Genomic DNA, 26,425 nt, shown 5'->3' on the forward strand with positions numbered 1-26,425 from the left:
ACATGACGACCTACTTCACCGACAAGACCTTCCGCTTCCTGCGCGGCCTGGCGCGCAACAACGACCGCACCTGGTTCCAGGCCCACAAGGCCGACTACGAGCGCCACCTCCGCGAGCCGATGCTGCAGCTCATCACCGACCTGCAGCCGGGACTGGCCGCGATCAGCCCCCACTTCCGCGCCGACCCGCGCCGCGTCGGCGGCTCGCTGTTCCGGATCCAGCGCGACACCCGCTTCGCCAACGACAAGAGCCCGTACAAGACCTGGGCGGCGGCGCGGCTGTTCCACGAGCGCGCGCGCGAGGTGCACGCACCCGGCTTCTACTTCCACGTCGACGCAGGCGGCGGCTACGCCGGTGGCGGCCTGTGGCAGCCGGACGCGCCGACGCTGCGCCGGCTGCGCGACTTCCTGCTGGAGAACCCGACCGCGTGGACCGAGGCCACCGCCGGCATCGGGCGCGAGGCGGCCTGGGGCGGCGAGACGCTCAAGCGGCCGCCGCGCGGCTTCCCGCCCGAGCATCCGCTGATCGAGGACCTCAAGCGCAAGGATTTCGTGGCCTCGCGCCGCTTCGACGCGACGGTGGTCCTCGGCGAGGACCTGCGCGAGGAGATCCTGGCCGGCGTGCGCGCCACCGCACCGCTGGTCGACTACCTGTGCGCGGCCCTCGACCTGCCGTTCTGAAGCGGGCGCGTGGGGACGGCGGTCGCGGCGCGGAGGCCGTTTCGCGCTGACGCCACCCCCGCGCCAGACGTGCTTCCCTCGCCCGACGCTGCGGTCCGCGCGAACTTTTCGGCGGCGCCGTGCGTCTGACCCTCGCAAGCCGCCCTTCCGCGCTGCCCGGAGCCGACCATGCTGATCCGCCGTCCCGCCGACGTCCTGCCGTCCGAGATCACGCCGGAGCCCGTCTACCGGGCCCGCCGCCAGCTGATGGGCGCGGCGCTGGCCACGCCGCTGCTGGGGCTCGCCGGCTGCGCGGAGGCCGACACGCCCGCCGCCGGCGGCGCCGCCGATGCCGCCACCGACACGCCCGACGGCTTCCGCACCAGCGAGGAGCAGACGCGCTTCGCCAACGCCAGCACCTACAACAACTTCTACGAGTTCGGCACCGGCAAGGCCGATCCGGCGGAGAACGCGCACACGCTGCAGCCGGTGCCGTGGTCGGTCACCGTGGGCGGTGCCGCCGGCAAGCGCGGCACCTTCGCGCTGGAGGACCTGCTGAAGGACCGCGCCGGCGAGGAACGCATCTACCGGATGCGCTGCGTCGAGGCCTGGTCGATGGTGATCCCGTGGCTGGGCATGCCGCTGGGCACCTTCCTCAGGCAGTTCGAGCCGACCTCGAATGCCAGGTACGTGCGCTTCGTGACCCTGGACGACCCGCGGCAGATGCCGGGCCTGCGCTATCCGGTGCTGGACTGGCCGTACGAGGAGGGGCTGCGCATCGACGAGGCGATGCATCCGCTCGCGTTCCTGGCGGTGGGCATGTACGGGCGCCCCCTGCCCAACCAGAACGGCGCGCCGCTGCGCCTGGTCGTGCCCTGGAAGTACGGCTTCAAGGGCATCAAGTCGATCGTGCGCATCGAGTTCACCGAGGACATGCCGCCGACCAGCTGGAACAAGTCGGCGCCGCGCGAATACGGCTTCTTCGCCAACGTCAATCCGGCGGTCGCCCACCCGCGCTGGAGCCAGGCCAGCGAGCGGCGCATCGCCGGCGGCGGCAACCGCATCTTCGCCGGCAGGATCCCGACCCGGCCGTTCAACGGCTATGCCGAGCAGGTCGCGCCGCTCTACGCGGGCATGGACCTGCGCAAGTGGTTCTGATGGCCGCGCGCAGCGCCGCACCCGCGCGTCCGCGACGCCGCCCGCAGCCGCGCTGGATCGCGGCCAAGACGCTGGTCCACCTGCTCGCGCTGGTGCCGGCCGGCGTCCTCGGCTGGCGCGTCCTCGACGCCTTCCAGGGTGGCGACGCGCTCGGCGCCGACCCGGTCGCCGCGATCACCCACTTCACCGGCCTGTGGGCGCTGCGCATGCTGCTGGTGTCGCTGGCGATCACCCCGCTGCGGCGCCTCACCGGCTGGCCGGGCTGGGTGCGCTTCCGACGCATGCTCGGGCTGTACGCCTTCTTCTACGCCAGCCTGCACTTCGCGACCTACCTGTTCCTCGACCTCGGCGGGCTGTGGGCGCAGATCCTCGAGGACCTGACCACGCGCAGCTACATCATCGTGGGCTTCGGCGCCTGGCTGATCCTGCTGGCGCTGGCCTCGACCTCGACCACCAGGGCGATCCGCAGGCTCGGCCGCCGCTGGGCGCAACTGCACAGGCTGGTGTACGTCGCGGCGGTCCTCGCCGTGCTGCACTTCGTGTGGCTGGTGAAGGCCGACCTGCGCGAACCGGCGCTGTATGCGGCGATCCTCGCGGTGCTGTTCGGCATCCGCATCTGGTATCGGCTGCGTGCGGCGAAGGCGGCGAAGGCGGCGCCGCGGCGCGCGTCCGCGTCTCAGCCGCTGAAGCGCGGGGCGTAGACCAGCAATGCAGTGATCGCGCCGCCGAGGAGCGCGGCGGCGAGCAGCAGCCACCAGGCCATGCCCACCGGCTCGCACCGCCTCGGCACCGGGTCCGGCTCCCGCACCACCTCGGGCAGCGGCAGCTCATCCAGCGCCTCCGGGGCCAGCGTCGCCGCCCCCGGCGCGTGCGGCGGGCCTTCCAGCACGAAGCGGTGCTGCTCGATCGCGACCTGGTCGCCGACGCGCAGCCGCGCCGTGCGCACCGGCTGACCATTGACGAGGCAGGGCTCGGCGCCGAGCGCGCGCAGGCGCACCTCGCGACCGACCAGTTCGATGGCGACGTGACGCTCGCCGATCGCGGGATCGGGCAGGCGGATGTCGGCGCCGCCGCCGCGGCCGAGGATGCGCGGTGCCTCGAGCGAGTAGCAGCGGCCGAAATGGGGACCGGCCACGCCGCGCAGCACGTGCCGCAGCCCCGCGAGCCGCTCGGCGGGCGCGGGCTCGGCGGTGGTCTCCGCCGTGTCGACGTCGCCCTGCAGCAGCATGCGCACGCCGGCCAGGGTGACGGTGTCGCCCGGACGCAGCAGCGCAAGCCGGTGCACCGCGCGCGCATTGACGTGTGCGCGTGCCTCCTCCCCCACCAGGCACAGCCAGGTGCCGCCGTGCTCGCTGGCGATCAGCGCCTGGCGGGCGGCGATGCCGGCCATGTCGAGCACCACCCGGTTGTCCGCTGCGCGCCCGAGCGTGACGCGCTCGCCCGCCAGCGCCACGTCGGGATGCTCGCCATTGGGGAAGGTCAGTCGCATGCGGCTTCCGGCTGCGCTCGCGCCGCGTGCGTCGCCAGCGTCGAAGGGTCTGTCATTCTAGGCACTTTGGCACATCGTCCACGCACGGCGGCATGACATCGCCACTGTCATCGTGTGCCGCGCACCCATCGTCCGGGAGTTCTCCATGGCATCCATCGACATCGAACGCACGCACGCCCTCGGGCTGGCGCAGGCACGGCAGGCCGTGGAGGACGTGGCCCGTCGCATCGCCGAACGCTTCGGGATCGACTACGCCTGGCGCGGCGACGCCCTCGGCTTCAGCCGACCCGGCGTGGACGGCGCGATCACGGTGAGCGAGGACCGCGTCCACGTCGGCGCGAGGCTCGGCATGATGATGGGCATGCTGAAGACGCCGATCGAGCAGGAGATCCACCGGGTGCTCGACGAGCGCTTCGGCCCGGCGCCCTGAGGCCGCCGTCCGCCACCGATCCGCTTCCCCCGCAACAGGAGCCGCACATGAGCGACCGCACCACCTCCCGCCGCCGCAGCGGCAAGACGCCCTCGCCGCAGTCCATCTCCGACTCCGCGCAGCAGGTCTGGCTGGCCGGGTTGGGCGCGCTCGGGCGTGCGCAGCAGGAGGGCGCACGCCTGTTCGAGACCCTGGTCCGCGAGGGCGCCGAGGCGCAGCAGCGCACCCGTGGCGCCGCCTCCGAGGGCCTGGAGCAGATGCGCGAGGCGGTCGATGCCCAGGTCGGCCAGGCGCGGGGCAGCGCCGGCGAGGCCTGGGAACGGATCGAGGCTGCGTTCGACGAGCGGATGGCGCGCGCGATGCTGCGCCTGGGCATCCCGCGCCGCGTCGAACTCGATGCGCTGACCGCACGGGTGGATGCGCTGTCGGCCGAAGTCGCCGCGCTGCGCGCCCGGCCGGCGGCGCGGGCGACGCGCAAGGCGCCGGCGGTCAAGCGCGCGCCGGTGGCGCCGACCAAGAGCGCGGCGCGCAAGTCGGCGCTGCGCACCCGCCCGGCCTCCGGCCGGACCGGCAACCAGGATTGATGCAGGACGGCGCGCGTCACAGCGGCGCGCCGACAGGGGGAGTGGACGGATGAGCGGCATAGCGCTGCTGGCAGGCCTGGGCATCGCGCTCGTGGCCGCGGCCGGCGTGGCGTGGCAGATCGGCATCGTCGGACGCCGGCGCGCGGACGCGCGCCTGGGCGTCGCGGCGATGGCTGCGATGAAGTGGCGCGAACTCGCGGTGGCGCTGCGGGCAGCGATGCGCCGCGAAGGCTACTTCGAAAGCCGCCGCGCCGAGGCACCGCGGCCCGAGGACGGCTTCGACTTCGCCCTGGTCCGTGACGGCGTGCCGCACCTGCTGGCGTGCAAGCACGGCACGGCCTATCGCCTCCGCGCGGCAGCGGTGGCCGAGTTCGACCGCACCCTGGGGATGCACGGCGCCGGCAGCGGCACCCTGGCCACGCTCGGCCGTATCGAGGACGACGCGAGGCGCCGACGCAACGTGCACGACGTGACCCTGCTGGACGGCGAGGCGCTGTGGTGGCGTCTGCGCGCCGACATCCCGACGGAGACGCTGGCCGCGATCGAGGCGCAGGTCGCGCGCGACACTCGGCGGCAGCTGGCCATCGGTGTCGGCGCCAGCGCCACGTTGGGACTGCTCGCCTTCCTCGCCCTCAACCCGCTGTTGCGCGACCTCGATGGACGGCGCGACCAGGCGGTGGTGTCCGCGCCCGTCGCCGCGCCACGGACCGGGCCGGCTGCGCCGCCGCCCGTGGCGGACGCTCCGCAGGTTCTCGACGAGGCCGAACTGCAGCGGCGCCGTACCGCCGTGACGGTCGACATCCGCGCCCTGCCTGGCGTCGCCTCGGCGAGCTGGGCGACCGCCTCCACTCTGGTGCTGGATCCACAAGATGCAGGCGGGCAGGCGGACGACGCGCCGCTGATCGCCGAGGTCTGTCGACTGCTGGGCCGTTACCGCGAGCTCGACATGACCCGCATCCAGCTGGTGCCACCGCAGGGCAGCGGCGTGCCGGTGCGCTGGCGCCGTTGCCAGGGGAGCTGAACGCGTCCGCCGCCGGTGCGGGCGCTGCGCCCGAGGCCTTCGTCAGGAGGGTTCGACCAGGGCGCGTCGAGGCGACGCGTCGGCGGCGCAGGCGGTCCTGAAGACGCCGAGGGCGATGCGGCCCTCGTCGGTCAGGCCGATGCGGCCGCCATGCGTGCCGATCCAGCCGTCGCCGTCGCCAAGGGCATCGATCACCCCGGGGGACAGCGTCTCGCCGCGCTCCGCAGCCTCGAGCACCGCCCGCATCACCAATCCGATCCTGTCGAGCACGCTGCCTCCGTCGCCACTTCCGCTCCGGATTCCCGTGTCCACGGTACGCGAGGCGAAGTTACCCGCTCGTTACGCGCCGCTCACGCCCGACCGGCGGTCGCGCGGCGCGGAGCGGCGGAGCCACGGCCTGCGGACGGGCATGAAAAAACCGGCGCGAGGCCGGTTTCGTCATCACACATCGCAACAACCATGGTGGGCGGTACAAGGTTCGAACTTGTGACCCCTGCCGTGTGAAGGCAGTGCTCTACCGCTGAGCTAACCGCCCAAGAGGGCGCGCATGGTAATGGGGCCCGCGCATCGCGGTCAAGCATCGGCATGGGAGTGCGGCCCGCTAGACTCGTCCGATGACCGGAATGCCCTACCTGCTGCACAACCCCCGCTGTTCCAAGTCGCGTGGCGCGCTCGCCCTCCTGCAGGAGCGCGGCGTCGCCGTGCGCGAGTTGCGCTACCTCGACACGCCGCTGTCCGCGACGGAGATCGACGCCCTGCTCGCGCGCCTCGGCAGCGCCGATCCGCGCGCGCTGATGCGCACCGGCGAAGCGCTCTACGCCGAGCTGGGGCTGGACGACCCGCAGATCGGGCGCGGCGCCTTGGTCGATGCCATGGCCCGCCATCCGCGCCTGATCGAACGCCCGGTGTTCGTGCACGGCGACCGCGCCGTCGTCGGACGCCCGCCGGAGCGCGTGCTCGAGCTTCTCGGCGATTAGGCCGGCTCCATCTCGGCCGGCGCATGGCCGGCGCGACTGCGGGTCGGCACGCTGAAGGCGTCGGCGCGCGCGGCGAGCCAGAAGCGACGGAACACCTGGTGGTCGGGCACGCCGTGCAGGAGTTCGCCGGGCTCCAGGTAGGGATACAGCGAGGCCAGCGAGCGCACCTGGGTCGACGAGACGCGGCGGATGACGTGCTCCGGCCCGAGCTGGTCTGGATGGGTGAGCCCGGCCGCCGAGAGCAGTTCGCGCAGCGCCTCGAGCGTGGCCTGGTGGAAGTTGTAGACCCGCGTCGCCTTGCGCGTGGCATCGAGCGAGCGCCAGCGCCTGGGATCCTGCGTCGCCACCCCGCTCGGGCAATGGTCGGTGTGGCAGCGCAGCGACTGGATGCAGCCGAGCGCGAACATGAAGCCGCGCCCGGCGTTGCACCAGTCCGCGCCCATCGCCAGCAGCCGTGCGATGTCGAAGGCGGAGCTGACCTTGCCCGCCGCACCGATGCGCACGCGCTTGCGCAGGTCGAGGCCGACCAGGGTGTTGTGGACCAGCAGCAGCGCCTCGGTGAGCGGCGCGCCCATGTGGTTGACGAACTCCAGCGGCGCCGCGCCAGTGCCGCCCTCGGCGCCGTCGACGACGATGAAGTCCGGCACGATGCCGGTCTCGCGCATGGCCTTGGCGATGCCGAACCACTCCCAGGGATGACCGATCGCGAGCTTGAAGCCGACCGGCTTGTCGCCCGAGAGCTCGCGCAGGCGGGCGACGAACTGCAGCAGTCCGAGCGGCGTCGAGAAAGCGCCGTGGGCCGCCGGCGAGATGCAGTCCTGCCCGACGGGGATGCCGCGCGCCTCGGCGATCTCGGCGGTGACCTTGGCGCCCGGAAGCATGCCGCCGTGGCCCGGCTTGGCGCCCTGGCTCAGCTTGATCTCGATCATCCTGACCTGCGGGTCGCGCGCCTGCTCGGCGAAGCGGCGTTCGTCGAAGCTGCCGTCGGCGTGCCGGCAGCCGAAGTAGCCCGATCCGATCTCCCACACGATGTCTCCGCCGTGCTCGCGGTGGTAACGCGAGATCGAGCCCTCGCCGGTGTCGTGGTAGAAGCGACCGCGCCGCGCGCCCTCGTTGAGTGCGCGGATCGCGTTCGGCGACAGCGAGCCGAAGCTCATCGCGGAGATGTTGAACACGCTGGCCGAGTACGGCTGCGCGCGCTCCGGGCCCACGGTGATGCGGAAGTCGCGCGAGGCGATCTGCGCCGGCCGCAGCGAGTGGTTGATCCACTCGTAGTCGTTGCCGTAGACGTTGACCAGGGTGCCGAACGGGAGCACGTCGGGTTCGCGCAGCGAGCGGTCGTAGATGGCGTGTCGCTGCTCGCGCGAGAACGGTCGCTCGTCCATGTCCGACTCGATGAAGTACTGGCGGATGTTCGGCCCGATCGATTCGCTCAAGCTGCGGATGTGGCCCAGCAGCGGATAGTTGCGCACGACCGTGCGCGCGGTCTGCAGCATGTCCGCCAGGCCCAGCGCCGCGAGCACGCCGAACGCGCCGGCGGCCCATCCCCAGGCCGGATGCCGTGCCGTCATCCACAGGCAGGCGAGGAGCCCGCCGAGGGCCAGGGCGAGGGGCCAGTAGCGGATCGGGAGGGGTGAGCGCATCGCGGTTCGCCTCTGCGTAGTGACCGCCGACATGCTAACCGCCCCACTCCGCGCCCGCCCCGGCGGTATCCTTGGCGGACGGTCCGCATCCGCCCGGATGGCGAAATCGGTAGACGCAGGAGATTTAAAATCTTCCGGCCGCAAGGCCATGCCGGTTCGAACCCGGCTCCGGGCACCAGAGCGCCGGCACGACCGGCACCCATGGCCTCGGGAGTGACTGGCATGAGCTTGCGTCTCCGCCGTCCGCACGGGCCGGTCCGCGGCGTGGTCCGGACCGGATCGACCGCGGCCGGCGCCGACATCTGGCGCATCGATCTCGCGCAGGTCGTCAGCCGTTACATCGCCGGCACCGAGGCCAACCTGCGGCGCATCCTCGAGGCCGCGGAGGGCGGCGGCGCCGTGCTGGTGTTCGACGAGGCCGACGGGCTGTTCGGGCGCAGGACGCCGACGCGCGGGCGCGTCTGCGCGGATCTGCGGCGGCGGCTCGACGCACATCGCGCCGCCGCGGAACGCAGCGGATGCGGCGCCGACGGCTGCGGGATCAGCCCGCAGCCCATCCGAGCAGGCGGTAGAGCGCGAAGGCCACGGCCGCACCCGCCGCGAGGCTGAGCATCCGCGTCGTCCTCCTGCCCCGCCCGGGCCGCGCAAGGGTGCCGCCGCAGTGTTCGCAGAAGCCGCTCCGGCCCAGGCGCAGGAAGCCGCAGCGACTGCAGCCGACGAGGTTGGAGTGGCGCATGGGCGCATCCGGGGTCGAGGAAGGAGCGGCAGGATCCGGGCGCCGCGTCGCAGCGTCCGCGACTGGCACGGCTGCCGCGGCCGGCGCCTACATCCGCTCCTTGATGCCCCGGCGCAGCAGCCACCAGTTGACCGGGTAGCTGGTGGCGAAGCCGGCCAGCATGGCGATCTGCATCATGAACCAGAACTCCACGCTGGCGACCTCCAGGCGCACGCCCAGCAGGCCGCGGAACAGCAGGAACTGCGCGATCGCCATGAACCCGTACATGCCCACCTGCCACGCGGTCAGCGACAGCACGTCGGCCTTGAGCGCCGCAACCAGCCCCTGCCCCACGCTCAGGTCGCGCATCGGCTTGATGCTGAAGTACTGGAACGCCACTCCGAAGGCGAGTGCGAACAGGTAGTCGACGATCCACACCGCGAACATCTTCTCGGCGAACAGCGACTGCCAGCCGGCCCATACCGCCACCGCCGGCACGGCGAATGCCAGCCACTCGGCGACGATATCGCCCAGGGTGCAGCCCGCGCCGCAATGCAGCGCGCCCTTCGCCACCGAGGCCGGGAACGGCGGCTTCTGGTGGTCGCCGTGGGCCTGCATGCGACCGATCCGGAGATACGCCCACAGCGCCAGCACCGAACCGAACAGCGCGCACAACGGCCACACCAGGTACATGATCCACATGTGCTGCGGATGCCGGGTCTGGTCCCAGGCGATGAACGCGGCGCAGGCCAGGCCCGCGGCGAGCGAGACGATCGCGAGGATGTGCAGCCAGGCCGGCACCATGTGCGACAGCCTGCGCCGGCGCCCGTCCCGCTGCGGTGAACGCGCGCGACGCGTGGGAAGCGCATACGAAAACGCCCCGCTGCACGGGCAGCGGGGCGTCGTCTACATCATGGAGCGGGAAACGAGACTCGAACTCGCGACCCCGACCTTGGCAAGGTCGTGCTCTACCAACTGAGCTATTCCCGCTTGATTTTCTGGAGGCCTGAGTCGGAATCGAACCGGCGTACGCGGATTTGCAGTCCGCTGCATGACCACTCTGCCATCAGGCCGTGTTGCGTGATTCTGACCCTCTAACGACAAGACCTCGGCGCACCGAGGTCTGCGTTTCGAAACTGGAGCGGGAAACGAGACTCGAACTCGCGACCCCGACCTTGGCAAGGTCGTGCTCTACCAACTGAGCTATTCCCGCGGAGCCGCAAATTATTCACACCGGCCGCGTCGGCGTCAACTGTTTTCGCGGTCGCCGCGCCGGTCGTCGGGGTCGTTCCTGTGCTCCCCGGCGTCGGCCTGGAACGCCGGCCAGGCCGCGCGCAGATAGCCGAGGCCCGACCACAGGGTCAGGGCCGCAGCGACGCCCAGCAGCCATTCTCCGATCGAGAACACCGGCAGGCCGAGGATGTCGTCGCGGTACACCAGGCAGACGATGGCGACCATCTGCACGATGGTCTTGATCTTGCCGATCGCCGCCACCCGCACCTTGCGCCGCTCGCCGACCTCGGCCATCCACTCGCGCAGTGCGGAGATGGTGATCTCGCGGCCGACGATGATCGCCGACATCAGCGCCAGCCAGATCGTGGGGTGCGACTGCACCACGACGAACAGCGCCACGGTCACCGCGAGCTTGTCGGCGACGGGGTCCAGGAACGCGCCGAACGCCGAGGTCAGGCGGTAGCGGCGGGCGATCCAGCCGTCGGCCCAGTCGGTCACCGCGCAGATGGTGAAGATCATCGCGGCGACGAAGTTCGACCACCGGTACGGCAGGTAGAACGTGACGACCAGCACCGGGATCAGGACGATCCTGAACAGGGTGAGGATGGTGGGCAGGGTCAGCTTCAAGCGTCGGTGTCCGTCTGGTGTTCGAGCCCGTGCAGGGCGGCATAGATGCGCCGGGCGAGGCTGGCGTTGACGCCTTCCACCTCGGCGATCTCCTCCGCCCCGGCGTTGCGCAGGCCGCCGAGGCCGCCGAAGTGCCGCAACAGGTTAGCGCGACGGCGCGGCCCGATCCCCGGGATGTCCTCGAGGCGGCTGGTCTCGCGCGCCTTCTGGCGCCGCCCGCGGTGCCCGGTGATGGCGAAACGATGCGCCTCGTCGCGTATCTGCTGGATCAACTGCAGGGCCGGCGAATCCGGGCCCGGCCGCAGCACGCGGCCGTCGGCGCGAATCAGCGCCTCGTGGCCGGCGCGGCGCGCCTCGCCCTTGGCGATGCCGATCATCTCCACGCTCGCGATGGACAGCGCGTCCAGCACCGCGCGCGCCTGCGCGAGCTGGCCGGGACCGCCGTCGATGAACAGCACGTCGGGCATCACGCCCTCGCCCTGCGCACGGCGGAAGCGGCGCTCCAGCGCCTGGCGCATCGCCGCGTAGTCGTCGCCGCCGGTGATGCCGGCGATGTTGAAGCGCCGGTACTGGCTGCGCACCGGACCCTCGGCGTCGAACACCACGCAGGAGGCGACCGTGGCCTCGCCCATGGTGTGGCTGATGTCGAAACACTCCATGCGCTGCGGCGGCGCGTCGAGTCCGAGCAGGCGCTGCAGCGCATCCATGCGCATGCGCTGGGTGGCGTTGCTGGCGAGGTCGCTGGCCAGCGCCAGCTCGACGTTGCGCCGGGCCAGCTCGAGATAGCGCGCGCGGTCGCCGCGCACCGAGGACTTGATCTCGATCCGCCGTCCCGCCTGCTCGCTCAGGCCGATCTCGATCAGGTCCTGGTCGGGCACCGTGCGGTCGAGCACGATCTCCTTCGGCGGCCGCTGGTCGGCGTAATACTGCGCGACGAAGGCGCTGAGCACCTCGTCGGGCTCCAGGCCGACGCCGTTGAGCCTGGGGAAGAAGGTGCGCGTGCCCTGGTTCATGCCGTTGCGGAAGGCCAGCAGCAGCACGCAGGCGCGACCCTCGCGCACCTCGCACGCGAGCACGTCCATCTCCACCTCGACGCCGTCGACGTACTGGCGCGCGGTGATCTTGCGCACCGTGCCGAGCTGGTCGCGCAGGCGTGCGGCGGTCTCGAAGTCCAGGCGCCCGGCGGCGGTCTCCATCGCCTCGGTCAGCTCCTGCGCCAGCTCGTTGCCGCGGCCCTCCAGGAACAGCTCGGCGCGGTGCACGTCGAGCGCGTAGTCGGCCGCCTCCACCAGCCCGACGCAGGGGCCGGAGCAGCGCCCGATCTGGTACTGCAGGCAGGGCCGGGACCGGTTGCGGAAGACGCTGTCCTCGCAGTTGCGCAGGCGGAACAGGCGGTGCATCACGTTGAGCGTCTCGCGCACCGCGCCCGCGCTCGGATACGGACCGAAGTAGCGCCCGCGGATCGCGCGGCCGCCGCGGTGGAAGGCGATGCGCGGGAAGGTCTCCTTCGTCAGCAGGATGAAGGGATAGCTCTTGTCGTCGCGCAGCATCACGTTGAAGCGCGGCTTCAACGCCTTGATGAGCTGGTTCTCGAGCAGCAGCGCCTCGCCCGGCGTGCGCGTGACGGTGACCTCCATCCGCGCGATCTGCGCCACCATCGTCGCGGTGCGGTGCGGCAGCGCCTTGGTGAAGTAGTTGGCGACGCGCTTCTTCAGCGACGCGGCCTTGCCGACGTAGAGCACGCTGTCGTCGGCCGCGTACATGCGATAGACGCCGGGCGCGGTGGTGAGGCCGCGCACGAAGGCCTTGCCGTCGAAGGCGACGGTGGCGTCGTTCATGCCCGCCCCCGCGTGCCGGTCGCGATCATGCGCCCCGCCCCGTCACGCAGCCGGCGCCGGACGCCCGTGCAGGCGCGCGACGATCGCCTCGGCGGCGGCGTCGAGCATGGCGTGCACGGCCTCGAAATCCTCCGCGCCGCCGGTGTAGGGATCGGGCACCTCCAGACCGTCCTGCCCCGCCCCGGCCCAGTCGCGGATCAGGGCGATCTCGGCCCGCGCGTCCGGCGGTGCCAGGCGGCGCAGCGCCTGCAGGTTGCTGCGGTCCGCGCACAGGATCAGGTCGAACGCGTGGAAGTCGTCCATGTGCACCTGGCGCGCGCGCAGCCCGCTGATGTCGAGGCCGCGCGCGCGGGCGACGGCGACGGTACGCGAATCCGGCGGCTGGCCGACGTGCCAGTCCCCGGTGCCGGCGGAATCGATCTCGACGTGTTCGAGGCCCGCCTCGGCGAGCCGGCGCCGCAGGACGCCCTCGGCCAGCGGTGAACGGCAGATGTTGCCCAGGCAGACGAACAGGATGCGCATGTCGGAAGAAGCCGTACTCGGGAACGAAGCCGCGACGCGGGCGCCGCCCGTACTCAGATGGGGGCGGCGGCGGCGATTTCGAGCCAGTGCCGCTCCGCCCGTTCGAGATCGGCCGGCGTGTCGACGCCCGGCGGGAAGGCCACCGGCGTCGGCGCGACCGCGATGCGGTAGCCGGCTTCGAGCACGCGCAGCTGCTCGAGCGCCTCCAGGCGCTCCAGGCGCGCCGGCGGCAGCGCCGTGAAGCGGCGCAGGAAGCCGACCCGGTAGGCGTAGATGCCGATGTGGCGCAGCCAGCCCGGCTCCAGCGGCGAGAGCTGGTCCTGCGCCATGCGGTCGCGGTGCCAGGGAATCGGCGCGCGGCTGAAGTAGAGCGCGTGGCCCTGTGCGTCGGCGACGACCTTGACCGCGTTCGGATCGAACAGGGTCTCGGTGTCGGTGAACGGTGCGGCGAGCGTCGCCATCTCGGTGCCGGCGTCCTCCAGCAGCTCGGCCACAGCGCGGATGCCCTCCGGCGGCGCGAACGGCTCGTCGCCCTGCAGGTTGACCACGACGGTGGCCTCGTCCCAGCCCAGCTGGTCGGCGCAGGCGGCGATGCGGTCGCTGCCGGAGGCCAGGTCGGGATCGGTCATGCACACGGTCACCGGCTGTCCCGCGAGCGCCTCGGCGATGCGCGCATCGTCGGTGGCCACGACCACCTGCCTGGCGCCGGCCGCCAGCGCACGCCGCGCCACGTGCAGGACCAGCGGATCCTCGCCGATCCGCCGCAGCGGCTTGCCGGGCAGGCGCGAGGCGGCATGGCGGGCGGGAATGGCGACGATGAAGTCGGCGGTCGACGTCATGCTTGGCGGTCCTCTTCGATCACGGCGAGGCGGGTGGCGAGCGCGTCCCAGAATCCCTTCTGCAGGCGCGCGGCGACGGGCACCGCCCACAGGTCGGCCAGGCCGAAGCCGGCGCACTTGACGGCATCCTTCTCGGTCATCAGCACCGGCAGCGCCTCGGCGAACGCGAAGTCCTCGCGGACGAACGCATGATGGTCGGGGAAGGCGTGCGGCAGCGGCGTGATGCCGGCGCGCTCGAGGGCGAGGAAGAAGCGGCGCGGGTTGCCGATGCCGGCCACCGCATGCACGCGCCGCCCGGCGAAATGCGACAGCGGCCGCGCCATGCCCGCGGCGAGCGGCTGCGCTCCGGCCAGTTCCAGCCGCATCGGCCACTCGCCCGCGCCCGCCTCCTCGCCGTTGACGACGTGGAAATCGCAGGCCGCCGCGCGCTCCAGCGGTTCGCGCAGCGGCCCGGCCGGCAGCAGGCGGCCGTTGCCGTAGCGCCGCGCGCCGTCGATCACCTCGATCTCGAGGTCGCGGCCGAGGCGGTAGTGCTGGAGGCCATCGTCGGCGACGAGGATGTCGCAGCCCGCGGCGACCAGCGCCTGCGCGCCGGCGAAACGGTCGGCGTCGACCCGCACCGGCGCACCGGTGCGGCGGGCGATCAGCAGCGGCTCGTCGCCGGCCTCGGCGGCCGGCGTGTCGGCCGCGACCGTGAGCGCGCCGGCGCCCTTGCGGCCATAGCCGCGGCTGACCACGCCCGGATTGCGGCCGCGGCTGCGCAGCCATTCGACCAGGGCGATCACCAGCGGGGTCTTGCCGGCGCCGCCGGCGACCAGGTTGCCGACCACGATCACCGGCACCGGCACGCGCTGGCGGCGGATCCAGTCGTGGCGATAGGCCCAGCGCCGCAGTCCCGTGGCTCCCGCATACAGACCCGCCACCGCACGCAGCGCCGCGTTGGGCGGCGTATCGCCGTACCACACCGACTGCAACGGACGGCTCACGCGGTCGCCTGCTCCCGGAACTGCATCCGGTGCAGGTGCGCATAGGTGCCGCCCTGGGCGAGCAGCTCGGCGTGGGTGCCGCGCTCGACCAGGCGCCCCTCGTCGAGCACCAGCACCTGGTCGGCGTGCTCGATGGTGCTGAGCCGGTGCGCGATGACCAGGGTCGTGCGGTCCGGGATCAGGTGGTCGAGCGCGTCCTGCACCAGGCGCTCGGACTCGGTGTCGAGCGCGGCGGTGGCCTCGTCCAGGATCAGGATCGGCGCGTCCTTGAGGATGGCCCGCGCGATCGCCAGGCGCTGGCGCTGGCCGCCGGAGAGCAGCGCGCCGTTCTCGCCGATGCGGGTGTCCATGCCCTGCGGCAGGCGCTCGATGAACTCGAGGGCGTTCGCGGCCTTGGCCGCGGCGCGGATGCGCTCGGGGTCGGCATCGGGCTGGCCGTAGGCGATGTTGGCGGCGACGGTGTCGTCGAACAGCATCACCCGCTGCCCGACCAGGGCGATCTGGCGCCGCAGGTCGGCGAGCGCGTAGGCATCGAGCGGCTCGCCGTCGAGCAGCACCTGTCCCGCCGAGGGCTCGTAGAAGCGCGGCAGCAGGCGCACCAGCGTCGACTTGCCGCTGCCCGAGCGGCCGACGATCGCGGTGACCGTGCCCGGCCGCGCCTCGAAGCCCACGTGCTCGAGCGCCGCGCGCATCTGCGAGGGGTAGCGCACCGACACGTCGCGGAACACGAGCTCGCCGCGCGCGCGCGCCAGCGGACGCCGGCCCTCGTCGCGCTCCTCCGGGGCGTCCAGCAGGCCGAAGATCTTCTCGGCAGCGGCGATGCCGCGTCCGATCTGGCTCTGCACCGTGGTCACCCGCTTGAGCGAGGGCAGCAGCGCCATCATCGAGACCATCAGGCGCACGAAGTCGCCGGCGCTCAGGCGCCCGGCCATGGCCTCGCGGCCGGCCACGAACAGGATGATCGCCAGCGCGATCGCGGCCAGCAGCTGCACCGTCGACGAGGCGGTGGCCTTGGTGCTCTCGACCTTCACGTTGAGGCCGACGATGCGGTCGGCCAGGCGCGCATAGCGCCCCAGCTCCTGGCGCTGCGCGCCGTAGACCTTGACCTCCTGCTGCGCGGCGATGGTCTGCTCGGCCGACTGCGCGAGGCTGGCGACGCTGTCCTGGATGTTGCGGTTGATGCGGCGGTAGCGGCGCCCGACGTAGTTGACGATCAGCCCGATCAGGGGCGCCACGATCAGCATCACCAGGGTCACGCGCACGCTGGTGACGAACATCACCCCGAGCAGGAACAGGATCGTCAGGGAGTCGGTGATGACGATCTTCATCGACTCTGCCGCCGCATGCGCGACCTGGTCGGTGTCGTAGTTGAGCCGCGACACCAGGGTCGGCACCGCCTCGGTGTCGAAGTGTGCGGTCGGCAGCCGGAGATACTTGGCCAGCATGCGCTGGCGCAGGTCGCGCACCACGCTGCGGCCCGAGCGCGACATGCCGTAGTCGGTGACGAAGGTGGCGACACCGCGCAGCACGAAGATGCCGACGATGGTCAGCGGCAGGATCAGGTCGATGTCGCGGGCGACGAAGGTCTGGTCGACGATCGGCTTCATCAGGTAGCTGAAGCCGGCCGCGGCCGCGGCCTCGACCGCCATGCCGACGGTGGCCACCGCCAGCAGCGGCCAGTACCTGGCCGCCACGCCCATCAGCCGCCGGTACAGCGGCCAGGCCCGTGCGCGTCCGCTCACTCCGCCGCCTCCTGTTCGGTGGCGATCGAGAGCCGCGCGAACCCGAGCTGCCCCAGCGCGTCCATCGCGGTCACCACCGCCTGGTGCGGCGTGCGGCCGTCGGCGCGGAGCGTCACCGGGCGTTCGTGGTCGTCGCCGGCCACGGCATTGATCGCCGCCTTCAGCGACTCGACGTCGTTGCGCAGCACTTCCTGGTCGCCGACGAAGATGCGTCCGTCCGCGCCGATCTGCAGGACCAGGGCCTCGGCCTGCGCGCTGTCGTCGCTGAGGGAGGCTTCCGGCAGCTGCACCTGCAGCGCCGAGCGCGAGGTGAACGTGGTGGTGATGACGAAGAAGATGATCAGCACCAGGATCACGTCGATCAGCGGCACGAGGTTGAGTTCGCTCTCCCCGCGCCGGCGGTCGCGGCCGAGCCTCATCGTGCCGGACCGGGCACCGCCGCGGCGCCGGCGCGCGCGCGCGCCGCCGGAGCGCCCGCCTTCGCCGGCTGGCGCTCGGGCGAGGCGATCGACGGCGTCAGCACCTGCGGCGCCGGATCGAGGGTATCGACCAGCGAGATCGCCTGGCGCTCCATCTCGACCACGTAGCCGTCGACGCGGCCGTGGAAGTAGCGCTGGAACATCAGCGCCGGGATCGCCACGCACATGCCGGCCGCCGCGCAGATCAGCGCCTTGCCGATGCCGCCGGCGACCTGGTTCACGTCGCCGACGCCGTGGTCGAGGATGCCCAGGAACATGTCGATCATGCCCAGCACGGTGCCGAGCAGGCCGAGCAGCGGCCCGGCCTGGGCGATGGTGCCGAGCGTGTTCAGGAACCGCTCCAGCCGGTGCACGACGTGGCGGCCGACGTCCTCGATGCGCTCGCGGATCACCTCGCGCGGGCGCTGACGCATGTCCAGCCCCGCCGCGAGCAGCTCGCCCAGCGGCGAGTTGCGGCGCAGGATCTCGATGTGCGCGGGATCGAGCTGCTGGCGGACCGCCCAGGCGCGGACCTCCTCGCCCAGCCCCGGCGGCAGCACGGCGCGCCGGCGCAGGCTCCAGAAGCGTTCGATGATGATGGCCAGGGCCAGCACCGACAGGATCAGCAGCGGAATCATGGGCCAGCCGCCGGCCATGAGCAGTTCGAGCACGCGGTGAACCTCTTGGGGACGCGGATGCGCGTCGGGGGGAAGCGCGGGGCCGATAGCATAGCCCGCGCGCGGGACGAGCCCCAGCGGGCCTAGCGCACGGTTTCGTGCCAGAAGCGGCGATGGCTGCGGCGCCGGCGCGCCTCGCGCAGGCTGCCGTCGGTCCCGAGCCTGACCTCGACGAAACCCTCCTCGGCCGTGGTCAGGAGGGTGGTGCCGACGGCGCGGTAGCGGGCGACGACCTCCGGCCTCGGCATGCCGAAGCGGTTGCCGTGGCCGACGCCGATCAGGCCCAGCTCCGGCGCCACGGCGCGTACGAAGGCTTCGCTCGAGGAGCCGCCGCTGCCATGGTGCGGCACCACGAGGATCCGCGCGGGCAGGCCCTCCGGCCGCTCGCGGAGCAGGCGCGCCTCGATCTGGCGGCCGATGTCGCCCGGCAGCAGGACCGCGCCGCCCGCGCCCTCGACGCGCAGCACGCAGCTGCTCTCGTTGCCGAGATAGGGAAAGTCCGGCGGCGGATGCAGGAATCCGAAATGCACCCCGTCCCACTGCCAGCCCTGCCCCGCCACGCAAGCCGCGGCGCCCGCGACCGCGGCATCCGGCGGCGCCAGCAGGCGCGCCGGCGGCAGGCCCGCGCGCACCGCCGCCAGGCCGCCGGCATGGTCGCCGTCGGTGTGGCTCAGCACCAGCGCGTCCAGGCGGCGGACCCCGAGCGCGTGCAGGGTCGGCAGGACCGCGGCCTCGCCCATGTCCAGCCCGCCCGGCCAGGCGGGGCCGGCGTCGACCAGCAGCGCATGCGTCCGCGTGCGCACCAGGACCGACAGCCCCTGCCCCACGTCGATCAGGGCGACATCGACCTCGCCCGCCGCAGGCGGACTCCGCGCCGGCAGCAGCAGCGGCAGCCACAGCAACGGCGCGAGCCACTTGCCGGGCACGCCGCGTGGCAGCAGCAGCCAGAACGCACCGGCCAGCGCGAATGCGAACGCCACCGGCGTCGGCTCGGGCAGCCAGACGAAGGCGCCGTTCCAGCCGGCCACCGGCTCGACGCCCTGCCACAGCCGGGCCATCGTCCATGCGGCCAGCCGCAGCAGCGCGGCGCCGCCGGCATGCCAGGCCGGCTCCAGCAGCGTGCCGGCGATCGCCAGCGGGGTCACCCCCAGGCTGATTACGGGAATGCCGACCAGGTTCACCAGGGGCCCGGCGATCGAGGCCTGGCCGAAGAACCACACGGTGAGCGGCAGCAGGGCGATGGTCGCCACGCCCTGCGCGCCGGCGATCTCGCGCAGCCAGCGCCGGCGCCCGTCGCGCGGCAGGCACCACATCAGCCAGGCCACGCCGGCGAAGCTCAGCCAGAAGCCGGCGCCGAGTACCGCCAGCGGGTCGGCCAGCAGCACCCCGATCGCCGCCAGCGCCAGCGACTGCCAAGGCCCCGCCGTGCGGCGCAGCAGCACCGTCGCCAGCGCGGCCGCGATCATCAGCACCGTGCGCACCGTCGGCAGGCCGAAGCCGGCCAGCGCGGCATAGGCGACGGCGAAGGCCAATGCGCCCCAGGCCGCGCCCTGCGGCCGCGGCAGGCGCCGGCCGAGGCCAGGCAGCAGGCGGTACAGCCCGCCGATCAGCAGCGCGCCGAAGCCCGCCACCACGCCGACGTGGAAGCCGGAGATGGCGATGAGATGGGTCAGCCCGGTCGCGCGCAGGACGTCCCAGTCGCCGTCCTCGAGCCCGCGCGTGTCGGCCAGCGCCAGGGCCCGCACGAACCGGCTCGCCTCGCCGGGCACGGCGGCGACGATGCGCACCGCCAGCCGGTCCCGCAGCGCGTCGACGCCGCCGCCGGCCGCGAGCCGGCGCGCGGCGTCCGCATCGCGCACGTACCCGGTAGCCGCCAGCCGCCGCTCGAGGGCGTGGCGCTCGAAGTCGAAGCCGCCGGGATTCTGGCTGCCGCGCGGCCGCCGCAGCCGCACCGTCAACGCCCAGCGCGAGCCCGGTTCGAGCGTCGGCGCGGCGCCGTACCAGCCGAGGCGGACGCGGCGCCCGACCAGCGCCTGCGCCGCCCCCGGCGGGGCCGAAAGGATGCGCAGGTCGAAGCGGGTCGAGGCATCGCCCGGCGCCGGCAGGCCCAGGATCCGGCCTTCGACGCGGAGGTCCTGGCCGGCGAGCTCCTGCGGGAGGCGCAGCGCGAGCGCGGCGTCGCCATGCAGCCACGCCCATCCCGCGGCGAACAACAGGACGCCGAACCACCTCGTCCGCCGCCCGCGCCACCACGCGAGCGCGCCCGCCGCGGCGCAGGCGAAAGCCACGGCAACATGCGGGAGCGCCGGCAGCGCCAGCGCGGATCCCGTTCCCAGCAGCAGCGCGACCGCGACCGCCGGCCCGAACGGCGCCGGCCGCGGGATGCCCGTCCATGGCACGTCTGTCTTCCCCTGCGGTGATGGAGGCGCGCCCGTTCCCTCGGGCGCGTGCCGGCTACGGCGCGTGCGAGCTTAGCCGAACGCCGGCGCTTCAGACCTCGGCGGCGGCCAGCTCGTGCAGGGCGCCGCGGGTCAGCTCGAGGACGCGGTCGAGGCGCCGCGCCAGGCGGCGGTCGTGGGTCACCAGCACCAGGGCCGTGCCGTGCTCGCGGTTGAGCTCGAGCATCATGTCGAACACGGTCGCGGCGGTGCGCTCGTCGAGGTTGCCGGTGGGCTCGTCGCCGAGCACGCAGGCCGGGCGATTGACCAGGGCGCGCGCCACCGCGGCACGCTGGCGCTCGCCGCCGGAGAGCTCGCCCGGCTTGTGCTCCAGACGCTGGCCGAGGCCGACCTCCTCCAGCAGCGCGCGCGCGGTGGCCGCCGCCTCCTGCGGCGTGGCGCCAGCGATCATCCGCGGCAGCATCACGTTCTCCAGCGCGGTGAACTCCGGCAGCAGGTGGTGGAACTGGTAGACGAAGCCGAGCGCGCGGTTGCGCAGCGCCCCGCGCGCGGCATCCGACAGCGCCGACATGCGCTGCCCGGCGACGTAGACCTCGCCCGCGGTGGGCGTATCGAGGCCGCCGAGCAGGTGCAGCAGGGTGCTCTTGCCGGCACCGGAGGCGCCGACGATGGCCACCGTCTCGCCCGCGGCCACGCGCAGGTCGAGCTCGTGGAACACGTGCGTGCGCAGCGCGCCCTCGAGATAGGTCTTGCCGAGCTTCTCGGCGCGCAGGGCCTCGGCGGGTGCGGCAGCGGAGGCGGGAGCGGTCGTCATCGTCGCGGGCCTCATTCGTAGCGCAGCGCGGTGGCGGGATCGGTGCGCGAGGCGCGCCAGGCCGGGTACAGCGTCGCCAGCAGGCACATCAGGAAGGCGATGCCGCCAATCAGCGCGACCTCGTTCCAGTCGAGGTCGGTCGGCACGCCGGTGATGTAGTAGACATCCGACGGCATCACCTCGATGCCGAAGGTGGCTTCGATCAGGTGCACGAGGTGGCCGAGGTTGAGGGTCAGCAGCACGCCGCCGACCACCCCGAGGGCGACGCCGAACACGCCGATCAGCATGCCCTGCACCATGAAGATGCGCATGACCGTGCCGGGGCTGACGCCGAGCGTGCGCAGGATGGCGATGTCGGCCTGCTTCTCGGTCACCACCATCACCAGCGAGGAGACCAGGTTGAACGCGGCCACGCCGACGATCAACGACATGATGATGAACATCATGGTCTTCTCGAGCTTGAACGCGCGGAACATGTTGGCGTGGTCGCGCGACCAGTCGCTGACCGCGTAGATGCCGGGCAGCTCGTCGGCGAGGTCGCGCGCCACGCGCCAGGCGCCGAAGATGTCGTCGAGCCGCAGGCGCACGCCGGTCACGTCGTCGCCGAGCCGCGCCAGGCGCTGCGCATCGGCGATGTTGACGATCGCCATGCCGCGGTCGTACTCCTGCATCCCGACCTCGAAGATCCCCGAGACGCGGAACGCCTTGGAGCGCGGCACGAATCCCACCGGGGTGACGCTGCCCTGCGGGATCAGCACGTTGACCCGGTCGCCGACGTCGACGGCCAGCCACTGCGAGAGCTCGCGCCCGAGCACGATGTTGAATTCGCCCGGCTGCAGGTCGGCGAGCGCGCCCGCCTTCATCTTCTCGGCAACGACCGACACCTCCGGCTCCAGCGACGGTTCGATGCCGCGGATCACCGCGCCCTCGGCGCGGCGGCCGTTGATGAGGCCGGTGAGCTCGACATAGGGCGCGGCGCCGGTCACCCGCGGATCGCGGTGCGCGACGTCGACGGCCTGCTGCCAGTCCGCCATGGCGTCGCCGGCACCGCTGATGGTCGCGTGCGCGACCATGCTGAGCAGGCGGTCGCGGAACTCGCCGGTGAAGCCGCTCATGACCGAGATCGTCGTGATCAGGGCGATGACGCCGACGGCGATGCCGAGGACGGAAACGGCGGAGATGAAGGAGATGAAGCCGGTGCGGCGCTTGGCGCGCGTGTAGCGCAGGCCGATGGCGAGCGAGAGCGGTCGGAACATGCGTGGGATCGGATCCTTCGGGACCGCGTCGGCGGCAGCACGAAGGTGATGCGGCGCACGGCGAGGGCCGACAGCTTAGCGGGTTTGCCTGATCGCGGGCTGATCCGCAGCGGGCGCCCCGGGAGGCGCACGCACCGCCTCGGGTGCCCGGGCTCCCGCCCATGCCAGGCGCAGTGCGCGCCTGCCCGCCGCGCCCAGCGTGTCCGGCCACCACAGCAGGCTGCGGCGATGTCCGTCGGCGTGGCGGAGGCGCAGGATCGCAACCCCGGCCTGGATGCGCAGGGCCTCGATCTCGACCGGCACACCCACGTCGCCCTGCACTAGGCGAGCGGGCACGTCGCCCGGAGGCCACACCAGTTCAAAGCGTGGACGCCTCGCCTCCCGCCGCACCAGGACCGCGCCGTGGGCGAACGCCGCGGCACTCGCTGCGAGGGCGACGGCGGACGGCAGCGACGACAGCCACGGCGCGCACGCCGCGGCGACCATCAGCACCGCGAGCAGCGCGACGAGCAGCCGCGACGGCCGCCAGTCAAGCCGGACGGTCGGCGATGTCGTGGATGAGCGCGCGGAGTGCGGCATCGTCGGGCGCGTCCTTGCCCATGAACCAGCGCCAGAGCCGGTCGTCCTCGGTCTCGAGCAGGCGCTCGAATGCCGCCCGCGTCGCTGCGTCCGCCCGTGGCCAGGCGTCGTCCAGCCAGCGCTCGAGCAGGCGATCGAGCTCGCGCATGCCGCGCCGGCAGCGCCAGCGCAGGCGCTTGACGGTCACCGCATCGGCGTCGCTGGCCGCTGGCATGCGCGATCGACCGGGCGGCGCGTCAGACGCGCCGCTGCAGCATCAGCTTCTTGATCTCGGCGATCGCCTTCGCCGGGTTCAGGCCCTTCGGGCAGGTCCGCGCGCAGTTCATGATCGTGTGGCAGCGGTAGAGCTTGAACGGATCCTCGAGGTCGTCCAGGCGCGCGCCGGTGTCCTCGTCGCGCGAGTCCACGATCCAGCGGTAGGCCTGGAGCAGGATCGCCGGGCCGAGGTAGCGCTCGCCGTTCCACCAGTAGCTCGGGCAGGACGTGCTGCAGCAGGCGCAGAGGATGCACTCGTAGAGGCCGTCGAGCTTGGCCCGGTCCTCCTTCGACTGCAGGCGCTCGCCGCTGGCCGGCGTCGCGCTCTGGGTGCGCAGCCACGGCTTGATCGAGGCGTACTGCGCGTAGAAGTGCGACAGGTCGGGGACCAGATCCTTCACCACCGGCATGTGCGGCAGCGGGTAGATCGGGACTTCCTTCTTGCCGCAGTCGTCGATCGCGCGGGTGCAGGCCAGGGTGTTGGTCCCGTCGATGTTCATCGCGCAGGAGCCGCAGATGCCCTCGCGGCAGGAACGACGGAAGGTCAGCGTCGGATCGATCTCGTTCTTGATCTTGATCAGCGCGTCCAGAACCATCGGGCCGCATGCGGCGAGGTCCACCTCGTAGGTGTCCACGCGCGGATTGGCGCCGTCGTCGGGGTTCCAGCGGTACACCTTGAAGACGCGCGGGTTCTTCGCGTCCTTCGCGGGGAAGTGCTTGCCCTTTCCGATTCGGGAGTGCTTGGGGAGGGTGAACTCTGCCATGGCTGATCTCGTTGGCTCAGGCGAAACGCGCGTGCATCAGTACACGCGCGCCTTCGGCGGCACCGGATCCACGTCGCTGGTCAGCGTGGTCATGTGCACCGGGCGGTAATCGATGGTGGTGTTGCCGGCCTCGTCGATGGCGCAGATGGTGTGCTTGTGCCAGTTGACGTCGTCGCGGTCCGGGAAGTCCTCGTGGGCGTGCGCGCCGCGCGACTCCTTGCGGTTCTCGGCCGAGACCATGGTCACCACCGCCTGGCTCAGCAGGTTCTGCAGTTCCAGCGTCTCGACGAGGTCGGAGTTCCAGACCAGCGAGCGGTCGGCGACGCGGACGTCGGCGAAGGAGGCGTGCGCCTCGCGGATACGGCCGACGCCCTGCTTCAGCGTCTCGGAGGTGCGGAACACCGCCGCGTCCTCCTGCATGATCTTCTGCATGTTCGAGCGGATCTGCGCGGTGGACTGGCCGCCGTCGGCGTTGCGCAGCGTGTCGAGGTTGGCCAGCGAGCGGTCGCAGGCATCGCCCGCGAGGGTCTTGTGCGGCGCGCCGGACCTGATCGTCTCGGCGCAGCGGTTGGCCACCGCGCGGCCGAACACGACGAGGTCGAGCAGCGAATTCGAACCCAGGCGGTTGGCACCGTGCACGGACACGCAGGCGGCCTCGCCGATGGCGTACAGGCCCGGCACCACCGCATCGGGGTTGCCGTCGCGCAGCTGCACGACCTCGCCGTGGTAGTTGGTCGGGATGCCGCCCATGTTGTAGTGCACCGTCGGCAGCACCGGAATCGGCTGCTTCTCGACGTCGACGCCGGCGAAGATCTTGGCGCTCTCGGCGATACCGGGCAGCTTCTCGTGGATGTCCTTCGGGTCGAGATGGGTGAGGTCGAGGTGGATGTGGTCGGCGTTCTGGCCGACGCCCCTGCCCTCGCGGATCTCGATGGTCATCGAGCGCGAGACCACGTCGCGCGAGGCCAGGTCCTTGGCGTTCGGCGCGTAGCGCTCCATGAAGCGCTCGCCATTGGCGTTGCGCAGGATGCCGCCTTCGCCGCGCACGCCCTCGGTGATCAGGCAGCCCGCGCCGTAGATGCCGGTCGGGTGGAACTGCACGAACTCCATGTCCTGCATGCTGAGCCCGGCGCGCAGGACCATGCCGCCGCCGTCGCCGGTGCAGGTATGCGCCGAGGTCGCCGAGAAGTAGGCCCGGCCGTAGCCGCCGGTGGCGAGCACGGTGCCGTGGGCGCGGAACAGGTGCAGCGTGCCTTCGGCCATGTCCATCGCCAGCACGCCGCGGCAGGCGCCCTCCTCGTCCATGATCAGGTCGAGCGCGAAGTACTCGATGAAGAACTTGGCGTCGTGCGCCAGCGACTGCTGGTAGAGCGTGTGCAGGATCGCGTGCCCGGTGCGGTCGGCCGCGGCGCAGGTGCGCTGCGCGGTGCCCTTGCCGTAGTGCGTGGTCATGCCGCCGAAGGGGCGCTGGTAGATCTTGCCCGCCTCGGTGCGCGAGAACGGCACGCCCTGGTGCTCGAGCTCGATGATCGCGGGAATCGCCTCGCGGCACATGTACTCGATCGCGTCCTGATCGCCCAGCCAGTCCGAGCCCTTGATCGTGTCGTAGAAGTGGAAGCGCCAGTCGTCCTCGCCCATGTTGCCGAGCGCCGCGGAGATGCCGCCCTGCGCCGCCACGGTGTGCGAGCGGGTCGGGAACACCTTGGTCAGGCAGGCCGTCTTCAGCCCCTTCTGCGCGAGGCCGAAGGTGGCGCGCAGACCGGCGCCGCCGGCGCCGACCACCAGCATGTCGTACTTGTGTTCGGTGATGGGATAGGCGGTCTTGGTCATCGTGGAGCCTTGGAGTTCCGCGCCGCGGCGCCGGTGCGGCCGTCGCGGCGAAACGCGTTATGGACGGGAAGGTTGGGGGTGGTGACGGCCGCTCAGGCCGTGAACACCATGCGCCCGACCGCCAGCACGCAGGCGAGCGTGGCGAGGATGCAGACGAAGTCGACCAGCGCCAGCAGCGCCAGTTCGACCCAGCGCGTGTGCACGTAGTCCTCGATCACCACCTGCAGGCCGAGCTTGGTGTGCCAGAACAGCGCGATCACGAAGCCGAGCATCAGCGTGGCGTGCACCGGCTGCGCGAGCATCGCCCGCACCGAGGCCTGGTCGGCGCCGGCCGAGGCGATCACCAGCCACACGAACCACGGGGTCAGCAGCGCCAGCGCCACCGAGCTGATGCGCTGGATCCACCAGTGCGAGACGCCGGAGCCCGATGCACCGATGCCGCGGGCGCGCGCGAGCGGGTCGCGCATCGAAGGCTGGTGTCCGCTCATGCCAGTGCTCCCGTCATCCAGATCGCCACCCACAGCCCGAGCGTGCACACCACGGTCAGGCCCCACACCAGCCATCCGGTGGCGTAGACGCCCGGGATGTCCATGAAGAAGCCGCCGTCCCACACCAGATGGCGGATACCGTTGAGCAGGTGGTAGACCAGGCAGGCGGTGAAGCCGAACAGCACGACCAGGCCGAGGATCGACCCCGACACCGCGGCCAGCGGCTCGTAGGGCGCAAGGCCCGCGGCAGCGAGCAGCCACCACACCAGCGCGAAGGCGCCGGCCGTCAGGACGATGCCCGTGGCGCGGTTGGCGATGGACATGACCATCGTGATCTGCCAGCGGTAGACCTGCAGATGCGGGGAGAGGGGTCGTTGCGGATTCGCCATGGCGGTGTGGCTGCTGGCTCTGGGGAGGGATGCGAGGGCGGTCGCGCTGCGCT

28 protein-coding genes, 5 tRNA genes and 1 pseudogene are annotated in these 26,425 nt (G+C 72.1%); 9 read left to right on the forward strand and 25 right to left on the reverse strand.

Annotation, left to right across the window (positions count from 1 at the left end; genetic code table 11):
• Positions 1–2: 2 nt before the first annotated feature.
• The 3 genes from KB893_RS01445 (at position 3) to KB893_RS01455 (ending at position 2,518) form a co-directional block, all read left to right on the forward strand.
• Positions 3–680, forward strand: a complete 678-nt coding sequence (locus KB893_RS01445; protein ID WP_211925542.1) for a DUF2461 domain-containing protein — start codon at positions 3–5, stop codon at positions 678–680.
• Between the two features lie 168 nt (positions 681–848).
• On the forward strand, positions 849–1,817 hold the full coding sequence (msrP, locus tag KB893_RS01450; RefSeq protein ID WP_211925543.1) for a protein-methionine-sulfoxide reductase catalytic subunit MsrP: 969 nt from the start codon (positions 849–851) through the stop codon (positions 1,815–1,817).
• The gene (locus KB893_RS01455; protein ID WP_211925544.1) at positions 1,817–2,518 is read left to right on the forward strand and encodes a protein-methionine-sulfoxide reductase heme-binding subunit MsrQ; all 702 of its coding nucleotides are present in this window, start codon (positions 1,817–1,819) and stop codon (positions 2,516–2,518) included. Before msrP ends, KB893_RS01455 begins: the two co-directional genes overlap by 1 nt.
• Here the strand turns inward: KB893_RS01455 and KB893_RS01460 are convergent.
• The gene (locus KB893_RS01460) at positions 2,494–3,306 is read right to left on the reverse strand and encodes an FHA domain-containing protein (RefSeq protein WP_211925545.1); all 813 of its coding nucleotides are present in this window, start codon (positions 3,304–3,306) and stop codon (positions 2,494–2,496) included. The genes KB893_RS01455 and KB893_RS01460 overlap by 25 nt on opposite strands.
• Before the next feature lie 145 nt (positions 3,307–3,451).
• On the opposite strand from KB893_RS01460, the gene KB893_RS01465 reads away from it, so the two are divergent.
• From KB893_RS01465 to KB893_RS01475, 3 genes are read left to right on the forward strand one after another with little or no spacing between them, the layout of a single operon-like run.
• Positions 3,452–3,736: a polyhydroxyalkanoic acid system family protein gene (locus tag KB893_RS01465; RefSeq protein ID WP_211925546.1), complete on the forward strand. Its 285-nt coding sequence runs from the start codon at positions 3,452–3,454 to the stop codon at positions 3,734–3,736.
• Positions 3,737–3,783: 47 nt separating this feature from the next.
• The gene (locus tag KB893_RS01470; protein ID WP_211925547.1) at positions 3,784–4,320 is read left to right on the forward strand and encodes a phasin family protein; all 537 of its coding nucleotides are present in this window, start codon (positions 3,784–3,786) and stop codon (positions 4,318–4,320) included.
• Between the two features lie 49 nt (positions 4,321–4,369).
• Positions 4,370–5,341: a restriction endonuclease gene (locus KB893_RS01475; RefSeq protein WP_211925548.1), complete on the forward strand. Its 972-nt coding sequence runs from the start codon at positions 4,370–4,372 to the stop codon at positions 5,339–5,341.
• A gap of 42 nt (positions 5,342–5,383) precedes the next feature.
• Here the strand turns inward: KB893_RS01475 and KB893_RS01480 are convergent, their stop codons facing one another.
• Together KB893_RS01480 and KB893_RS01485 are read right to left on the reverse strand one after the other, a co-directional pair.
• Complete coding sequence (locus KB893_RS01480) at positions 5,384–5,611, reverse strand: hypothetical protein (protein WP_211925549.1); 228 nt, start codon at positions 5,609–5,611, stop codon at positions 5,384–5,386.
• Between the two features lie 190 nt (positions 5,612–5,801).
• A tRNA-Val gene (locus tag KB893_RS01485) sits at positions 5,802–5,876 on the reverse strand.
• A gap of 88 nt (positions 5,877–5,964) precedes the next feature.
• On the opposite strand from KB893_RS01485, the gene arsC reads away from it, so the two are divergent.
• Positions 5,965–6,318, forward strand: coding sequence for an arsenate reductase (glutaredoxin) (arsC, locus tag KB893_RS01490; RefSeq protein WP_211925567.1), 354 nt, complete (start codon positions 5,965–5,967; stop codon positions 6,316–6,318).
• Here the strand turns inward: arsC and KB893_RS01495 are convergent.
• Positions 6,315–7,961 carry an FMN-binding glutamate synthase family protein gene (locus tag KB893_RS01495; protein WP_377730552.1) on the reverse strand — a complete coding sequence of 549 codons (1,647 nt, stop codon included), beginning with the start codon at positions 7,959–7,961 and terminating at the stop codon, positions 6,315–6,317. The genes arsC and KB893_RS01495 overlap by 4 nt on opposite strands.
• Positions 7,962–8,052: 91 nt before the next feature.
• Here KB893_RS01495 and KB893_RS01500 point away from each other — a divergent pair.
• Together KB893_RS01500 and KB893_RS01505 are read left to right on the forward strand one after the other, a co-directional pair.
• Positions 8,053–8,139 (forward strand) — tRNA-Leu (locus KB893_RS01500).
• 44 nt (positions 8,140–8,183) lie between these two features.
• Positions 8,184–8,570 (forward strand): AAA family ATPase, encoded by a 387-nt coding sequence (locus KB893_RS01505; protein ID WP_246505159.1) that lies wholly within the window; start codon positions 8,184–8,186, stop codon positions 8,568–8,570.
• Positions 8,571–8,784: 214 nt separating this feature from the next.
• Here KB893_RS01505 and KB893_RS01510 read toward each other — a convergent pair whose 3' ends face one another.
• From KB893_RS01510 to sdhC, 21 genes and pseudogenes are all read right to left on the reverse strand, one after another.
• Complete coding sequence (locus KB893_RS01510; protein WP_246505160.1) at positions 8,785–9,480, reverse strand: DUF4396 domain-containing protein; 696 nt, start codon at positions 9,478–9,480, stop codon at positions 8,785–8,787.
• A gap of 110 nt (positions 9,481–9,590) precedes the next feature.
• Positions 9,591–9,666 (reverse strand) — tRNA-Gly (locus tag KB893_RS01515).
• A 9-nt stretch (positions 9,667–9,675) separates the two neighbouring features.
• Positions 9,676–9,749: transfer RNA gene (locus tag KB893_RS01520), tRNA-Cys, on the reverse strand.
• 64 nt (positions 9,750–9,813) lie between these two features.
• Positions 9,814–9,889: transfer RNA gene (locus KB893_RS01525), tRNA-Gly, on the reverse strand.
• Positions 9,890–9,924: 35 nt separating this feature from the next.
• Entirely contained in the window at positions 9,925–10,536 is a 612-nt protein-coding gene (gene pgsA, locus KB893_RS01530; protein ID WP_211925551.1) for a CDP-diacylglycerol--glycerol-3-phosphate 3-phosphatidyltransferase, read from the reverse strand.
• Positions 10,533–12,374, reverse strand: coding sequence for an excinuclease ABC subunit UvrC (uvrC, locus tag KB893_RS01535; RefSeq protein ID WP_211925552.1), 1,842 nt, complete (start codon positions 12,372–12,374; stop codon positions 10,533–10,535). The genes pgsA and uvrC overlap by 4 nt, the downstream gene beginning before the upstream one ends.
• Positions 12,375–12,416: 42 nt before the next feature.
• A complete protein-coding gene (locus tag KB893_RS01540; protein ID WP_211925553.1) occupies positions 12,417–12,896 on the reverse strand; it encodes a low molecular weight protein-tyrosine-phosphatase in 480 nt (159 codons plus the stop codon).
• 53 nt (positions 12,897–12,949) lie between these two features.
• Positions 12,950–13,735, reverse strand: a complete 786-nt coding sequence (gene kdsB, locus KB893_RS01545; protein ID WP_211925554.1) for a 3-deoxy-manno-octulosonate cytidylyltransferase — start codon at positions 13,733–13,735, stop codon at positions 12,950–12,952.
• Entirely contained in the window at positions 13,732–14,721 is a 990-nt protein-coding gene (gene lpxK, locus KB893_RS01550) for a tetraacyldisaccharide 4'-kinase (RefSeq protein WP_211925555.1), read from the reverse strand. Before lpxK ends, kdsB begins: the two co-directional genes overlap by 4 nt.
• Entirely contained in the window at positions 14,718–16,421 is a 1,704-nt protein-coding gene (msbA, locus tag KB893_RS01555; RefSeq protein WP_211925570.1) for a lipid A export permease/ATP-binding protein MsbA, read from the reverse strand. The genes lpxK and msbA overlap by 4 nt, the downstream gene beginning before the upstream one ends.
• A gap of 38 nt (positions 16,422–16,459) precedes the next feature.
• Positions 16,460–16,882 (reverse strand): ExbD/TolR family protein, encoded by a 423-nt coding sequence (locus tag KB893_RS01560; protein WP_211925556.1) that lies wholly within the window; start codon positions 16,880–16,882, stop codon positions 16,460–16,462.
• A complete protein-coding gene (locus KB893_RS01565) occupies positions 16,879–17,592 on the reverse strand; it encodes a MotA/TolQ/ExbB proton channel family protein (protein WP_211925557.1) in 714 nt (237 codons plus the stop codon). Before KB893_RS01565 ends, KB893_RS01560 begins: the two co-directional genes overlap by 4 nt.
• Positions 17,486–19,997: pseudogene (locus KB893_RS01570) on the reverse strand (DNA internalization-related competence protein ComEC/Rec2); the annotation flags it as partial. The gene KB893_RS01565 and the pseudogene KB893_RS01570, both read right to left, overlap by 107 nt.
• Positions 19,998–20,088: 91 nt before the next feature.
• Complete coding sequence (gene lolD / locus KB893_RS01575; protein WP_211925559.1) at positions 20,089–20,811, reverse strand: lipoprotein-releasing ABC transporter ATP-binding protein LolD; 723 nt, start codon at positions 20,809–20,811, stop codon at positions 20,089–20,091.
• Positions 20,812–20,822: 11 nt separating this feature from the next.
• Positions 20,823–22,067 (reverse strand): lipoprotein-releasing ABC transporter permease subunit, encoded by a 1,245-nt coding sequence (locus KB893_RS01580; protein ID WP_213173339.1) that lies wholly within the window; start codon positions 22,065–22,067, stop codon positions 20,823–20,825.
• Between the two features lie 75 nt (positions 22,068–22,142).
• Complete coding sequence (locus KB893_RS01585; protein WP_213173340.1) at positions 22,143–22,646, reverse strand: hypothetical protein; 504 nt, start codon at positions 22,644–22,646, stop codon at positions 22,143–22,145.
• Positions 22,597–22,860, reverse strand: coding sequence for an FAD assembly factor SdhE (locus KB893_RS01590; protein ID WP_211925561.1), 264 nt, complete (start codon positions 22,858–22,860; stop codon positions 22,597–22,599). Before KB893_RS01590 ends, KB893_RS01585 begins: the two co-directional genes overlap by 50 nt.
• A 22-nt stretch (positions 22,861–22,882) precedes the next feature.
• Positions 22,883–23,665 carry a succinate dehydrogenase iron-sulfur subunit gene (locus tag KB893_RS01595; protein WP_211925562.1) on the reverse strand — a complete coding sequence of 261 codons (783 nt, stop codon included), beginning with the start codon at positions 23,663–23,665 and terminating at the stop codon, positions 22,883–22,885.
• A 36-nt stretch (positions 23,666–23,701) separates the two neighbouring features.
• Positions 23,702–25,495 (reverse strand): succinate dehydrogenase flavoprotein subunit, encoded by a 1,794-nt coding sequence (gene sdhA / locus KB893_RS01600; protein WP_211925563.1) that lies wholly within the window; start codon positions 25,493–25,495, stop codon positions 23,702–23,704.
• Between the two features lie 92 nt (positions 25,496–25,587).
• Positions 25,588–25,983 carry a succinate dehydrogenase, hydrophobic membrane anchor protein gene (sdhD, locus tag KB893_RS01605; RefSeq protein ID WP_211925564.1) on the reverse strand — a complete coding sequence of 132 codons (396 nt, stop codon included), beginning with the start codon at positions 25,981–25,983 and terminating at the stop codon, positions 25,588–25,590.
• The gene (sdhC, locus tag KB893_RS01610) at positions 25,980–26,372 is read right to left on the reverse strand and encodes a succinate dehydrogenase, cytochrome b556 subunit (protein ID WP_211925565.1); all 393 of its coding nucleotides are present in this window, start codon (positions 26,370–26,372) and stop codon (positions 25,980–25,982) included. Before sdhC ends, sdhD begins: the two co-directional genes overlap by 4 nt.
• Positions 26,373–26,425 lie beyond the last annotated feature (53 nt).

This window comes from Coralloluteibacterium stylophorae (assembly GCF_018122625.2).
Lineage (GTDB): Bacteria > Pseudomonadota > Gammaproteobacteria > Xanthomonadales > Xanthomonadaceae > Coralloluteibacterium > Coralloluteibacterium stylophorae.

What these genes read in the sequence shown, in the direction of transcription:
- KB893_RS01445 (WP_211925542.1), top strand. Translation starts at nt 3, where the DNA reads ATGACGACCTACTTCACCGACAAGACCTTCCGCTTCCTGCGCGGCCTG.
- msrP (WP_211925543.1), top strand. Translation starts at nt 849, where the DNA reads ATGCTGATCCGCCGTCCCGCCGACGTCCTGCCGTCCGAGATCACGCCG.
- KB893_RS01455 (WP_211925544.1), top strand. Translation starts at nt 1,817, where the DNA reads ATGGCCGCGCGCAGCGCCGCACCCGCGCGTCCGCGACGCCGCCCGCAG.
- KB893_RS01460 (WP_211925545.1), bottom strand. Translation starts at nt 3,306, where the DNA reads ATGCGACTGACCTTCCCCAATGGCGAGCATCCCGACGTGGCGCTGGCG.
- KB893_RS01465 (WP_211925546.1), top strand. Translation starts at nt 3,452, where the DNA reads ATGGCATCCATCGACATCGAACGCACGCACGCCCTCGGGCTGGCGCAG.
- KB893_RS01470 (WP_211925547.1), top strand. Translation starts at nt 3,784, where the DNA reads ATGAGCGACCGCACCACCTCCCGCCGCCGCAGCGGCAAGACGCCCTCG.
- KB893_RS01475 (WP_211925548.1), top strand. Translation starts at nt 4,370, where the DNA reads ATGAGCGGCATAGCGCTGCTGGCAGGCCTGGGCATCGCGCTCGTGGCC.
- arsC (WP_211925567.1), top strand. Translation starts at nt 5,965, where the DNA reads ATGCCCTACCTGCTGCACAACCCCCGCTGTTCCAAGTCGCGTGGCGCG.
- KB893_RS01495 (WP_377730552.1), bottom strand. Translation starts at nt 7,961, where the DNA reads ATGCGCTCACCCCTCCCGATCCGCTACTGGCCCCTCGCCCTGGCCCTC.
- KB893_RS01505 (WP_246505159.1), top strand. Translation starts at nt 8,184, where the DNA reads ATGAGCTTGCGTCTCCGCCGTCCGCACGGGCCGGTCCGCGGCGTGGTC.
- KB893_RS01510 (WP_246505160.1), bottom strand. Translation starts at nt 9,480, where the DNA reads ATGGTGCCGGCCTGGCTGCACATCCTCGCGATCGTCTCGCTCGCCGCG.
- uvrC (WP_211925552.1), bottom strand. Translation starts at nt 12,374, where the DNA reads ATGAACGACGCCACCGTCGCCTTCGACGGCAAGGCCTTCGTGCGCGGC.
- KB893_RS01540 (WP_211925553.1), bottom strand. Translation starts at nt 12,896, where the DNA reads ATGCGCATCCTGTTCGTCTGCCTGGGCAACATCTGCCGTTCACCGCTG.
- kdsB (WP_211925554.1), bottom strand. Translation starts at nt 13,735, where the DNA reads ATGACGTCGACCGCCGACTTCATCGTCGCCATTCCCGCCCGCCATGCC.
- msbA (WP_211925570.1), bottom strand. Translation starts at nt 16,421, where the DNA reads ATGGGCGTGGCGGCCAGGTACTGGCCGCTGCTGGCGGTGGCCACCGTC.
- KB893_RS01560 (WP_211925556.1), bottom strand. Translation starts at nt 16,882, where the DNA reads ATGAGGCTCGGCCGCGACCGCCGGCGCGGGGAGAGCGAACTCAACCTC.
- lolD (WP_211925559.1), bottom strand. Translation starts at nt 20,811, where the DNA reads ATGACGACCGCTCCCGCCTCCGCTGCCGCACCCGCCGAGGCCCTGCGC.
- KB893_RS01580 (WP_213173339.1), bottom strand. Translation starts at nt 22,067, where the DNA reads ATGTTCCGACCGCTCTCGCTCGCCATCGGCCTGCGCTACACGCGCGCC.
- KB893_RS01585 (WP_213173340.1), bottom strand. Translation starts at nt 22,646, where the DNA reads ATGCCGCACTCCGCGCGCTCATCCACGACATCGCCGACCGTCCGGCTT.
- KB893_RS01590 (WP_211925561.1), bottom strand. Translation starts at nt 22,860, where the DNA reads ATGCCAGCGGCCAGCGACGCCGATGCGGTGACCGTCAAGCGCCTGCGC.
- KB893_RS01595 (WP_211925562.1), bottom strand. Translation starts at nt 23,665, where the DNA reads ATGGCAGAGTTCACCCTCCCCAAGCACTCCCGAATCGGAAAGGGCAAG.
- sdhA (WP_211925563.1), bottom strand. Translation starts at nt 25,495, where the DNA reads ATGACCAAGACCGCCTATCCCATCACCGAACACAAGTACGACATGCTG.
- sdhD (WP_211925564.1), bottom strand. Translation starts at nt 25,983, where the DNA reads ATGAGCGGACACCAGCCTTCGATGCGCGACCCGCTCGCGCGCGCCCGC.
- sdhC (WP_211925565.1), bottom strand. Translation starts at nt 26,372, where the DNA reads ATGGCGAATCCGCAACGACCCCTCTCCCCGCATCTGCAGGTCTACCGC.